15 protein-coding genes are annotated in these 11,437 nt (G+C 40.9%); all 15 read left to right on the top strand.

From position 1 onward, the window contains the following. Positions 1-173: 173 nt before the first annotated feature. Positions 174-380 carry an excalibur calcium-binding domain-containing protein gene (locus tag R7M92_RS25140; RefSeq protein WP_077284359.1) on the top strand — a complete coding sequence of 69 codons (207 nt, stop codon included), beginning with the start codon at positions 174-176 and terminating at the stop codon, positions 378-380. A 138-nt stretch (positions 381-518) separates the two neighbouring features. Next, on the top strand, positions 519-1,247 hold the full coding sequence (locus R7M92_RS24230) for a hypothetical protein (RefSeq protein WP_025634892.1): 729 nt from the start codon (positions 519-521) through the stop codon (positions 1,245-1,247). A gap of 199 nt (positions 1,248-1,446) precedes the next feature. Next, positions 1,447-1,743 carry a helix-turn-helix domain-containing protein gene (locus tag R7M92_RS24225; protein ID WP_025634893.1) on the top strand — a complete coding sequence of 99 codons (297 nt, stop codon included), beginning with the start codon at positions 1,447-1,449 and terminating at the stop codon, positions 1,741-1,743. 85 nt (positions 1,744-1,828) lie between these two features. After that, positions 1,829-2,329, top strand: coding sequence for a hypothetical protein (locus tag R7M92_RS24220; protein WP_025634894.1), 501 nt, complete (start codon positions 1,829-1,831; stop codon positions 2,327-2,329). Positions 2,330-2,364: 35 nt separating this feature from the next. Continuing rightward, positions 2,365-2,871, top strand: a complete 507-nt coding sequence (locus R7M92_RS24215; RefSeq protein WP_029811849.1) for a hypothetical protein — start codon at positions 2,365-2,367, stop codon at positions 2,869-2,871. Between the two features lie 17 nt (positions 2,872-2,888). Further along, complete coding sequence (locus R7M92_RS24210; protein WP_029811850.1) at positions 2,889-3,221, top strand: hypothetical protein; 333 nt, start codon at positions 2,889-2,891, stop codon at positions 3,219-3,221. Further along, a complete protein-coding gene (locus R7M92_RS24205) occupies positions 3,221-3,703 on the top strand; it encodes a hypothetical protein (protein ID WP_025634898.1) in 483 nt (160 codons plus the stop codon). The genes R7M92_RS24210 and R7M92_RS24205 overlap by 1 nt, the downstream gene beginning before the upstream one ends. Before the next feature lie 174 nt (positions 3,704-3,877). Beyond that, positions 3,878-4,423: a hypothetical protein gene (locus R7M92_RS24200; RefSeq protein ID WP_025634899.1), complete on the top strand. Its 546-nt coding sequence runs from the start codon at positions 3,878-3,880 to the stop codon at positions 4,421-4,423. 375 nt (positions 4,424-4,798) lie between these two features. Further along, a complete protein-coding gene (locus R7M92_RS24195; RefSeq protein ID WP_025634901.1) occupies positions 4,799-5,050 on the top strand; it encodes a hypothetical protein in 252 nt (83 codons plus the stop codon). Between the two features lie 43 nt (positions 5,051-5,093). Continuing rightward, complete coding sequence (locus R7M92_RS24190; RefSeq protein ID WP_025634902.1) at positions 5,094-6,857, top strand: P-loop NTPase fold protein; 1,764 nt, start codon at positions 5,094-5,096, stop codon at positions 6,855-6,857. Between the two features lie 6 nt (positions 6,858-6,863). Then, complete coding sequence (locus R7M92_RS24185) at positions 6,864-7,721, top strand: hypothetical protein (protein WP_054574966.1); 858 nt, start codon at positions 6,864-6,866, stop codon at positions 7,719-7,721. After that, the gene (qatC, locus tag R7M92_RS24180; RefSeq protein WP_025634087.1) at positions 7,714-9,048 is read left to right on the top strand and encodes a Qat anti-phage system QueC-like protein QatC; all 1,335 of its coding nucleotides are present in this window, start codon (positions 7,714-7,716) and stop codon (positions 9,046-9,048) included. The genes R7M92_RS24185 and qatC overlap by 8 nt, the downstream gene beginning before the upstream one ends. Next, on the top strand, positions 9,045-9,773 hold the full coding sequence (gene qatD / locus R7M92_RS24175; RefSeq protein WP_025634089.1) for a Qat anti-phage system TatD family nuclease QatD: 729 nt from the start codon (positions 9,045-9,047) through the stop codon (positions 9,771-9,773). The genes qatC and qatD overlap by 4 nt, the downstream gene beginning before the upstream one ends. A 106-nt stretch (positions 9,774-9,879) precedes the next feature. After that, on the top strand, positions 9,880-10,182 hold the full coding sequence (locus tag R7M92_RS24170; RefSeq protein WP_077284361.1) for a hypothetical protein: 303 nt from the start codon (positions 9,880-9,882) through the stop codon (positions 10,180-10,182). Between the two features lie 128 nt (positions 10,183-10,310). Continuing rightward, on the top strand, positions 10,311-11,437 hold a 1,127-nt coding region (locus R7M92_RS24165; RefSeq protein ID WP_206926118.1), incomplete at its 3' end, for a DUF4158 domain-containing protein.

The raw sequence follows: 11,437 nt of genomic DNA, 5'->3' as shown, positions 1-11,437 counted from the left end.
ACCCACCTCCGCAGCCATTTATTGGTGTGGTCTACAGAGGATTATGTCTTTTTAGAGGGGAAAATCCCTAGAACCCCAGAGTGGTCGAGGTAAAGTTGAAATACGCTCTAAGTGTAGACCGCAGAGAAGTGGAAACGTTAGATTCGGTACTAAGAAACTGCACAAGCACTGAAATGATCGTACATGAACCTGCTGAGGAAAGTATAAAAACCACGAGAAACGTTTCAAAGTCCGCCCCGTTACTTATGTATGACGAAGATAATAACGGTAGGATTACTTGCAAGGAAGCTATCAGAAATGGTATTGCACCAGTAAGAAGATCACATCCTGCATACTCTTATATGAACGATAGAGATGGTGATGGGGTTGTATGTGAATAAATCGACTCTATCTATACGATCACTGGACTTCCAAAAAGCGGGACTTCAGGTAGTAGAGATGACATTTTGCTTGATATGCTCATTAGCCCACCAGCGAATCGGTGGCTAAAACCTTTAAAAACTAACGAGGAACTGAGTATGGCAATCAAAACAAATATACTGGAGCTAAATGGACTAAATCCGGCTTATTTCACCAATACGGAATTACTCCCTCTCGACGATTATCTGACGGGTAGAGGAATTTATCTATTTCCACATATTGAGAAGAGATTTGGCAGTATTCCTTTAGAGCGCGTTGTTGGTCATAGCCAAGGCTATGATGCGATGAAGTGGGGGGACTGTTTAGGTGGGCGTCACTTAAAACGTATTGAGCGAGCCCTAATGGAACTCAAAGAAAATCCAAATTACTATTTAGATCATCATGTAAAACCAGGTATTTCTTTTACAAAAGTTGAGGATGCTTACTTCATTGAAGAGGGAAAACATAGGACCATAACTGCGCGGTTCCTCTATCACCACAACCAGGAAGTTTTTAGAAATACCTCCCCTCTTTCTAACGTAAACATTCACGAAAGGTTCATTGATCATGAGTATATGGGCTATGTATATGAGATCAACATGCTACAGAAAATATACCCGGAATTAGAGTTTGAAATGACTTATACCGACTCAAATAATGAGAGGTGCTTGGCAGTACACCCGACTAATTTTAATATGCCAAGTAGTTTCTTTACTCGGGGAGAAGTCGAAGACTGCATAAAGCATTTAAAGAGTCCGAATCTATTAAACAAACTACGTTCACACAGACTGTACCAGCATATTGGAACTTCACATTGCTTAAAGCATATGTTCGGGAACATAAAGTAATTTGGTTGAGTTTTGCGTGACGTTGTCACTTGTGTCGTGGTCTAGTTGTATAGATGGTTTACTAAGCCTAGGCTAGGTTAAATGAAAACCATTTGTTAACTAGGTCATGACGTAAGATATTACAGTGTAATGGGAATTACTACCTACCGAAGATGATGAATACTGTTCAAAAAAAACTTGTTTAACGAAGAAGGATAGCATGAACGATAATAAGCCGAGTAAAACTCAAACCTCATTTCTGAGACGTTTGTTAGTTGCATATCTAATTGATAGAGGTTTTAACACTGTCCCAGCAATAGTGGAAGCAACGAATATGCCTCGTAGAACGGCACAGGATACTATCAAAGCTATTCATGAATTGGAGATTAAAATTGAACACACTAAAGGTGGTGAGTTTAAGATAATAGATTGGGGTGCAGTAAATCGTGATTGGATAGAAATTAATCGACAGCACGTGTGTGATGTGCTAAATTATCCGAGTAAATTTGATGATTGAATTACCCCTTAAACGCGATACTTCAAAGAAGTCCCTTCACACTTTCTGATAGTGAGTAATGCCATGATAGGTTTGAGGAATATACATGCCTTGTATTATTGATATTAACCACGATGTGAGTAAGAACAAAGAAAGCCAATGGGTCTCACTATGTGGTAAACACCTTTGGTTTAGTAATGACCCCCACAAAAGTATAGAAAATGCAAAACTAAGCGGAAAACCTATTTGCAAGACCTGTCGTAAGATTGCAGGAATTCCCATGTCTTCGAGAAGAAAACCCGAGGTCGAAGCTCCCTTTAAAATTTACACCGTTGGAGCTGGGGAAATCAAAGAGCGTATCGCAATCAAAGAAACCGATACCGGCTTTCGCACTCAAGGTGGTGATCTACAGTATAAAAACCAGAGACTTGATGCAGGACTTTGGAAAAATATTGGAGGAGATGCTTCAAAGTTAGTGACAACTAGGGAGCTTGAACAAGCGCGAAGCCTAGCTAAACATCAAATAACTATGCTTAAAGAGTATGTATCTAAACTACCGGAATTGATCACTAGTTTGGAGACCAAACTCAGTAAATACGAAGATTAAATATCAATTAATTATACGGATAATTAGCTTAGAACATGAAATCCAATTTCGAGACAAACACTGGTCTTAGGTTTATCTCAAAAGCTGAGACTGCATTTAAGATTCACATCCATACACCCGAAGATAAAATTCTTCATAGATCGGTTGGTTATATCCGTATTGGAGAGAAGAAAGGTCTAAAGAAAGCTATTAGGTTAAGGAACGAAATCGGCATAAAGTTGTGGGGGAAAAAGCTTTGGAAAAGAGTCTTGAATGAGCCTGAACTGTTTACCCGATTACCCCATAGTCTAGAGCCGAAACTAATAGAAAAGAACGCACCTATCAAATCAGACCCTCGAAGAAAAAAACTCCATTATTTGGCCAAGTGGTATGTATATGGTGATGACGGATCATTATCGACAAAGACTACAGTTGTGTCCGTGGAGAAGTATGGAAAGTTAGGGGCGTATAATAAAGCTAAACGTAAACTTACCGAAGTTTATAAAAATGAAATTGAAATATTATCTTACATGGATAGATTTAGTATTACTCTAGCTAAGTGAATGAGAAAATTATTAAAATGAATACGAAAAAATTTGTCGTTTCTACAGAGACAAGCATTGATACAGCCTATCGGCATTTCTGTAAAGCCAAAACAGATGATAGCTTAGACATCATGTTTGAAGGTGCTGAAAAGCAATTGGCAAATTTAGATTGTACTGGAGAGGAGCGCAATCGAGTCTTTCATAACATTTACATTGCATATGGACGTCGACAAGAAGACATCGATGGCGAAAGTACAAGTACAGAATATAAGGCACTGAGAACAGTTGATAAGAGCCTAGCTAATAACAAAAATCTAAGTACAGAAGAGCTACTGGGTGAGGCGCTAAGAGCAATGGAAAATAAGTAATGATCAAAATAGGATTCCCTGTACGCACTTCATTACACAAATTGACGAAACTCTTTACTCAGCTGTTTAACCGATTGTTTGTATACCTTTCAGTTAGCAATTTACCACAAGTAATCTTCATGGGGGCGGCCATATTTGCTCTGTTTAGTGCGGTTTTAAGCTTAACCGAATCGATTAACTATGTTCTTGCTGGGATGGCTAACTATGGCTTCATCGAATTGCTGAGGGTCTTAATCTACATTGCATTCGCTTTCTCTCTGGTAATGAAAATGTGGAAAATTAGTATTACTAGCTTTATCTTGATCATTCTCTTCGGACTAGCTATATCAACTGGCTTATCCAACGGCTGGGGAAGTACATCAATACAGTTAGGCTATGCTCTATCTTCCGGGTTTAAAGGTCTGGCATTGATCCTACTTGGAGGAATTGCTGGTGGTGTTTCAAGATGTCTGTATTGGATCTACAACCGTTGGCCAAAATGATAGTAACCTTAGTGTTGATTTAGAGTAGCTATGAACATAACAAATTGTTCAAGAGTGATTCGGCACGTGTGGCATTTTGACTATGCGTTGGTTTAGGTGATGAAGGTGGTATGCGGCGGCATCAGTATTGCGTTGCTCAAACCTTAATAGGGCGTTTATGCTTAGGAGCAGAAGTTGAGATATTTGGAAGAGTTCGAATTGGCGATTGAGCGCTCAAGGTACCTTAAATTGTCTGATACACGCTTTAAGGCTTTAGATGCGAAATTTTGTAGTGATGAAAACCTTCAAAATTGCTTGGATTTTCTAAATTATCTATATAACCCACTAAAAGACACCGATCTCGTAGGACAGTGTCTAAATATTCATTCTCAACTAATGAAAGCGGTAGAACATTTTTACGGAGCGCCACCAATATTCACTATTGGATCTATTACATTTGATGGAAATAAATATTTTGAGTTAACTGAGGATGATATCAAGTCATCAATTTTAGACTGTTCACCTACCAATATGGCCAATATTCACGCATGGTTGACGTTGCCTTCTATGGAGATACTAGATTTTACGTTTATTTCAACTTACGAGAGTCAAGCTGGAGACAGTGGCTTTCCAAAAGTTGTCAGTCAGTTTGCTGAAAGTCTAAAACCGCACTTTCATTATCACCCAGTGTTGACAGGAGAAGAGAGTCTTTCAAAGTTAGGTTTATCGTCCAGTGGCTAGCACTTGTTCTGAGCTATTGCAATAGCTACCAGCTCGTCACCTCGCTTGCCAGCAGGGATAATAAGTATCAAATGCAACTGGCAGGTAGTTCGATTCCTGTCTTATAGTCACTTAAAGTCCTGGCAATCAGTTCCGACGTTTTATTTACCAGATTAGCTTTATTTTAACTCTACTGTGAGAGAGTAATAAAGTCTCATGCTAAAATAGCCGCGATCGCAATCGATACGCTGCCATTCCTAAATCGAAAATGCCCCGAAGTTTGCCAGACTCTGATTTGGGACACACTTCTTTTGTCATCATTTGACCTATTTTTCCTAATAACAGAATATTTAGTTTGATATAGACTGTTATAGCTTTGGCAGAAATGAGGAAGATATGAACACTAAGGAAACCGAAGAGCTTCAAAGGAATATGGATATTTTTTCAACGCCATTAGATGTTGAAAAGTACATAGATGAAGGGCTAATTAGCCGCTACAAGAATACCAAAACTCAGTTTGTAATCCATTGTTCTAAAGATGAGTTACCTGAAGAAGTCAGTGTACGGGCAAATAAAATAGAAGTCTTAACAAATAAAGATGGTTCCAACGCTCTAGTTTTGGGGCTTGACTTAAAAGTCAGAAAATAGTGCGTGTTGAAAACAGCTATTTTGTAGACAAAATGGGGTTTAAATGTGGTCTGATAAAGAGTCCTCACTAGACTTTTTAAATTTTAGTGAAACTGCCGAATCGATTAAGGATCTAATCACCGAAAAGGAATTGATGCCAATATCTGTTGGCGTTTTTGGGGATTGGGGGGCAGGAAAATCAACAATCTTAGAGCTAACCAAAAAATCAATATCTGAAGAGAAGCAAGACTACATTCAAGTCCATTTCGATGCATGGATGTATCAAGGCTATGACGATGCTAAAGCGGCTCTATTAGAGACAATTGCATCTACCTTGGTAAACCAAGCGAAAGACAACGCCAGCTTGAGCAAGAAGGCTAAAGAGTTTGCAGGACGTGTTGACATCATTAGATCTTTGGGATTATTGATGGATGGTGGTGCAGCTTTAGCTGGCGTTCCCACCATGGGTGGTTTTCAGAAGTTGATGGGGCTATTCAGTGGTGGAGAGGATCGCGAACTAGACTTTGGTGATGCCAAGGATGCAGTAGATGGTGCGAAGCAGATAGCTAAAGATAACAAAGAAATTTTAAAGCCTAAAAAGGCTTTTTCACCCCCAAAAGAAATTAAAGAGTTCCGCAATGCGTACTCAGACTTGTTGAGTGAATTTGATAAACCACTCATAGTCTATGTCGATAACTTGGACCGTTGCTCGCCATTTAATGCAATTTCGACGCTGGAAGCGATACGACTATTTTTGTTTTTACCAAATACAGCATTCGTGATTGCGGCAGACGAAGATATGATCCGCTTAGCTGTGCCGGAATATCACAAGGGAGCTTCGCAGCGCCACCAAACAGACTACCTAGATAAATTAATTCAAATCCCAGTACACGTTCCAAGACCTGGTACTCTAGAAATCAGAGCTTACCTGATGATGTTGACAGCTCAAGATCATGGCGTTACGAGTGACCAGCTTGAGGGGCTTAGGGAAAGCCTAGAGCAGTCTCTTCAGCTATCTTGGAAGCAGTCACCCATATCAGTCGATGAGCTTTTGGACGTTGATAAAGTTCAAGATGTTCAGGGTAAGGACGAACTCAGAAGTAAGTTCATCGTGGCCGAACAACTTGCTCCATTGCTCGCAGAGTCCTCCAATATAAATGGGAACCCTCGAATTGTTAAACGCCTCTTAAATCAGGTGAAAATGAGAAGAAAAACAGCACTCCGTCGTGGTATGCAGCTGGATGAGAAAACCATTACCAAATTGGTGATATTTGAGCGTTGTTTGGGGACTCAAGCAACAAACAAACTGTATCAGTTGATTGATACAGAGAGTGGTTCTCCAAAGATTCTGGCTCAATTGGAAGATCCAGAAGCTGAATTCGATGATATGGATTTACCAGAAGAGTGGAAGCTAGATTTAGCCTTTCTTGACAAGTGGTCGAAGCTACCACCGATGTTTGCAAATGTGAACCTGACCCCAGCGGCATACTTAAGTAGAGAGAGTATCCCCATGGGCCTAGTGAATGCAGTTATGTCCGGCGCTGCTCAAAAGCTTGTGAAGGATTTAATGAAACAAACGGAAAGACTAAGCCATACAAACCAAAATGCCATAGCAGCGACCCCAAGAGAAGACTATTTAGCTGTGATGGATGGACTAATTGAAAACTTCAGGACTGTAAGTGATTGGTCAAAAGCTCCCCCAGGCATATATGGCGCGAGACTACTAGCAGTTGAAGAGCCTAAATGTAAAAAGGCGCTACTAACTTACGTGAAGGGACTGCCAAAGCAAAGGTGGTTGAATGTAATTATCAAGGAATTAGAAAAGTAGGTATTAATGGGTACTTCAGCATCATCAACTGGCCCTAATAACCAGAGCCCACTCATTCCGTCATGGGCTGAACAAAGTCCGCCTGTAACAATTGAGCCAGCTCAAGATACTGGTGGCCCGGACGGGGAAAATCAAGGTGACAAGGAAATCGACAATGAAAAAGTTCAGCAGGAAATCGGCAAACCATCTGGTACTGCCAATCCTGCAAACCGTTTTGCAGGAGCTAGAAGAGAATTCGGGAATTATGCCAAGGCCGGAGGTTCAAGCTCTGATCTAAGGCGAGCACTAAAGAGTTATTCTAAAAAAGGCTCTGGTGGTGGAAAAACCACAAGCCGAAGGTTGGCTAGTGGGATAACGGCTGGTACTGGTTTACTTGGAGTAATGCGTGGAGACACTGTTACTGTCAACAACCAAAGCCTTTCCTTAAATGACTTGAAAGGCCTATCCACTGACCAAGCTATTGATAGAATTGCTTCACATTTGGCTCCTGATAATGCTGACTCAGACTCTGTGAGAATTGCCTTAGATTACGCGCTGGAAGAAGCGCTACCAGATACAGAAGATTTCGATCCAAATAGTTTTACTGAAGAAGTAATCCAACAAGCCATCGGCTGCTATTTAACTGACTTGATTTTCCAAGATGTGGTTGAAGGCATGGGCAGGGCTTGGTTCCACGTAGAACCTGCTAGCAAGCACCATAGCATGGAAGTTGAGCTAAGGGAGCTTATCAAGGTAATAGCTCAGGAGCAGCTAGACAAGGTCACTAATGGCAACCCTAGCAATATCACCAGAAATAACATTACCAAGATTCAAGCTGATACCATCGCAATGACCGTTGAAGAATGGGAGAGTTTCGATGACTAAGTTTTACTTCAATGATAATCCAAACCAACTACCTGAATATTCAGAGTCATGCCACCCTGTACAACTATTCCACACTCACGAATATGATCAAAAAAAACACAGCTTAGCTTCCAGAGGACTACTGCAAACAGTAAGAGACTTGGGAGTTGCTGTTGAGCCTAAGGCAATCGATTTAATTACAATTGCTTCCGCTGTTACCGCAGCAGATACTTTTGAGTTAAGAGAGAAGGCTGAGAATGCTTGGTCAAGGCAAATGCACCTTCACATCCCTGTAAGTGAACCGAATATATGGAATGCAGAAAGCGCTGAGTTGAGTTCAATTTTGAACTTTCTTACTGGCGATCAATGGATGTTCACTTTTGAGCAGACATCAATGGAACTGCCTAAACCTAAGATAAGTAAGCAGGCTAAATATAAAGCCAAAACTCTTCTAGGAAAAAATGCTGTTTGCCTATTTTCTGGCGGTCTTGATAGTGCAGTGGGTGCTATTGATATCCTTAATGGAGAGTCAGAATATAAGCCTCTCTTAGTAAGTCACGCCTATCGTGGAGATGGTGCAAAACAGGAAGAAATTAAGACTTTGTTGTCTTCTCCATTTGCTGAGCTCTCCTATTCAATTTCTCCTCATATAATTAAAACATATGAAGGCAGAACGGACATAAGTATGCGTGGGAGAAGCTTTAACTTCTTGGCGATGGCCGTATTGGGCATTTCCGCACTGAGAAGTGCTAACTGTGATGCCAGTATTAAAACCATTATCGTTCCTGAGAATGGCTATATCTCAATCAATCCACCACTAACTAGAAGGCGAATAGGTAGTCACAGTACGAGAACCACACACCCCAACTTCTTGCAGAGGTTGGAAGAATTGCTGACACGCATAGGTTTTGACGTCAAATTCGTAAACCCTTATCAGTTTAAAACAAAGGGGGAGATGTTGGCTGAGTGCGTTGACCAAAACGCTATTAAAAAAGCCGTACCGCTAAGCGTTTCATGCAGCCACTGGCACAGAGAACACATACAATGTGGGCACTGCTTGCCCTGTCTAATTAGAAGAGCATCTGTTCATCATGCTGGCTTTGATGATGACGCACCATATAAAACAAAGCGATTGAAAACGCTAATTAAAGAGAAGGATACAAGAGACGACCTGCAAGCAGTTCAAACAGCCATTATCCGGTTGAAGCAAACCAATAATTACAAATCTTGGCTACGTAAATCTGGTCCAATCCCACTAGATAAGTCTATACGTAATGCCTTGGAATCAACGCTTAAGCGTGGTTTGATGGAAGTTGAAGTGTTTATACAGGCTAACAAAACATCATGATGGATATGCATTGCCATGTTGATCTATACCCCGAACATCAGAAGGTATTGGATGACATTGAACGCTCAAACTATTACGTATTATCTGTAACAACAGTGCCTTCAGCCTTCGAAGGCACTGTTAATCTCACAAAAGGGCTTAAGCATTGCAAAACCGCTTTGGGATTGCACCCTCAGCTAGCTCATTTAAGGAAAAATGAACTACCAATTTTCGATCGACTTATAGAGAAAACTAAATATATAGGTGAGATTGGACTAGATGGATCAAAAGGCTGGAGAGAGCATTTTGATGACCAATTATTGGTTTTTAATCACATTCTGAAAAAATGTGAGTCATTCAATGATAAAGTTCTAACAATACATAGCCTGAATGCAGTAGACGAAACCTTAATGTGTCTGAAAAAACACCCGAAAGCAGGCATCCCTGTTCTCCACTGGTTTTTGGGGACAAAAAAACAGTTATTAGAAGCTGTCGATATAGGTTGTTATTTTTCAGTTGGACCAGCAATGCTTTTCTCAGCACGTGGAAAGCGACTTATATCTTGGTTACCTAAAGATAAAATTCTTCTAGAAACAGATGGACCTTTTGCGAAAGTTTCGGGAAAAATACTGTTCCCCTCAGATGTTGATACCGTAATTCAGTATCTTTCTAAAGAATGGGAAGTGTCTCAATCAGATACAGTTAGACAGTTGAAGAATAATTTACGTCAATTAGTTGCTAAATGAATACATCTTTGTAGAGATGTTGTGCAATTGGGACCTATAAATGTAGATCTTGAGCTAGCCACCTTGTTAGGTGGAGAAAATATGACCCAAACGAAAAAAAATTATTATGGACAAATCAGAACATTGTAAAGAAGTTTACGCATATTACGGTTTAGCGATGTATCGTGCTCAATGTGTGGAGCAATCGATTATTCAGTTGCTCATCTTTTGTGATTTATACGAAAGAGAGGCAAAGTCTAAGCACACCCAAGAGGAGTGGGAGGCTAAGTTTGATAGCTTTGATCAGGAAGTTAGTGATAAGACGATGGGTAGACTAATAGGACATCTAAAATCTTTAAACGTACTTCAAGCGACTACAGAATCGTTGCTAGCTAAGGCACTCAAGGAACGTAACTTCTTGGGGTTCTAGGGATTTTCCCCTCTAAAGTAACATAGAACGCTACAGGTATTATATTATATGGTCTGTGGCGGTGGGTTACCTTCCAATATTCTGCCATCTTATATAAACACCATCAATCATATTGGCGTTTATTCATCATGGCAATTAGTAATGAACTCTCGATTCTGACTCAGGCAGAACAACGAGACTTGTATTCAGCACCTCAGTTTTCTATTGAGGAACAACGTTTGTATTTTTCGCTAAACGATGTAGAACAGGCCGAATGCCGTACTATCAGGCTTACTAAACATCGTTGTTATTTCGTGGCGCTTCTGGGCTATTTTAAATCTAAGCCAGTGATCATTGCTCCGAGTTTCCGTGATATCAGTATCGACATGCAGTTTATTGCCTCCCAAATTCAAAGAGGTAAAGGGATCAGGCCTTTCAGTGTCAGTAAAATGCAGCGTGACCGTATTTACTCAAGGATACTGCGTCTACTAAATTACAATAAGTGGAATGAAAAACAGCACCTCAATGCTCTGTGCCACCACCTGGTTTACATTGGTCATGCCTGGCTGGAGCCTCGACACCTCTTTGATGCGGCCATTGAATACCTTGCCAGCCATAACATTGCCATTCCTAAGTACTCCGTGCTTCAAAGACTGATAAGCCGCACAATGCAACAGGTCAGAAAAGACCTGACGCTCCAACTGAATCAACTTACCAGTAATGAACTTAACGTCTTTCTGGACAACATAATCACTACTAAAGACGACGGGCTGAGTCTGAGCCATCTCAGGGGTGGTGCCAAAAGTCTGACCGTGCCTGAGCTTAAAAAAGAGCTCGCCATTTACCACCGGTTAGCACCATGGCACACGCAAATAAATGACGTTGTGGACAGGCTCAATCTGTCGCTAAAAAATCGACAACACTTCAGCGGCCTTATTGATTACTACGGCAGTAAAGTGCGGCGCTTCAAACGCTCACAGCAGCACCTGTGGTTACTGTGTCATCTGACAGAGCGCATGCAACTTGCACTGGAGCGCCTGACGGATGGGTTTGTTTACCATATCCGAAAACAACAGGAAGCCGCCAACGCCTTTGCACAACAAGCAGTGTTCCTGTCCTGGCAGTCAGCTGCGGACAATGTCACGAAAGCGGCAGAGCTACTTCACCTGTTTGTTGACGAGAATATTGATGACAATCAGCCCTTCTCAGTAGTCAGACAACAGGCATTGAAGGTCATGAATGACAGGGATATCCAGACCCTCTGCCTTTACCTGAA

Source organism: Vibrio sp. Vb2880 (assembly GCF_033337975.1).
Taxonomy (GTDB): Bacteria; Pseudomonadota; Gammaproteobacteria; order Enterobacterales; family Vibrionaceae; genus Vibrio; species Vibrio alginolyticus.
This window is presented reverse-complemented; position numbering and strand designations above follow the sequence as displayed.

Bases quoted from the DNA above. Each gene is read 5' to 3' on its own strand.
- R7M92_RS25140 (WP_077284359.1), top strand. From the start codon at position 174: ATGATCGTACATGAACCTGCTGAGGAAAGTATAAAAACCACGAGAAAC.
- R7M92_RS24230 (WP_025634892.1), top strand. From the start codon at position 519: ATGGCAATCAAAACAAATATACTGGAGCTAAATGGACTAAATCCGGCT.
- R7M92_RS24225 (WP_025634893.1), top strand. From the start codon at position 1,447: ATGAACGATAATAAGCCGAGTAAAACTCAAACCTCATTTCTGAGACGT.
- R7M92_RS24220 (WP_025634894.1), top strand. From the start codon at position 1,829: ATGCCTTGTATTATTGATATTAACCACGATGTGAGTAAGAACAAAGAA.
- R7M92_RS24215 (WP_029811849.1), top strand. From the start codon at position 2,365: ATGAAATCCAATTTCGAGACAAACACTGGTCTTAGGTTTATCTCAAAA.
- R7M92_RS24210 (WP_029811850.1), top strand. From the start codon at position 2,889: ATGAATACGAAAAAATTTGTCGTTTCTACAGAGACAAGCATTGATACA.
- R7M92_RS24205 (WP_025634898.1), top strand. From the start codon at position 3,221: ATGATCAAAATAGGATTCCCTGTACGCACTTCATTACACAAATTGACG.
- R7M92_RS24195 (WP_025634901.1), top strand. From the start codon at position 4,799: ATGAACACTAAGGAAACCGAAGAGCTTCAAAGGAATATGGATATTTTT.
- R7M92_RS24190 (WP_025634902.1), top strand. From the start codon at position 5,094: ATGTGGTCTGATAAAGAGTCCTCACTAGACTTTTTAAATTTTAGTGAA.
- R7M92_RS24185 (WP_054574966.1), top strand. From the start codon at position 6,864: ATGGGTACTTCAGCATCATCAACTGGCCCTAATAACCAGAGCCCACTC.
- qatC (WP_025634087.1), top strand. From the start codon at position 7,714: ATGACTAAGTTTTACTTCAATGATAATCCAAACCAACTACCTGAATAT.
- qatD (WP_025634089.1), top strand. From the start codon at position 9,045: ATGATGGATATGCATTGCCATGTTGATCTATACCCCGAACATCAGAAG.
- R7M92_RS24170 (WP_077284361.1), top strand. From the start codon at position 9,880: ATGGACAAATCAGAACATTGTAAAGAAGTTTACGCATATTACGGTTTA.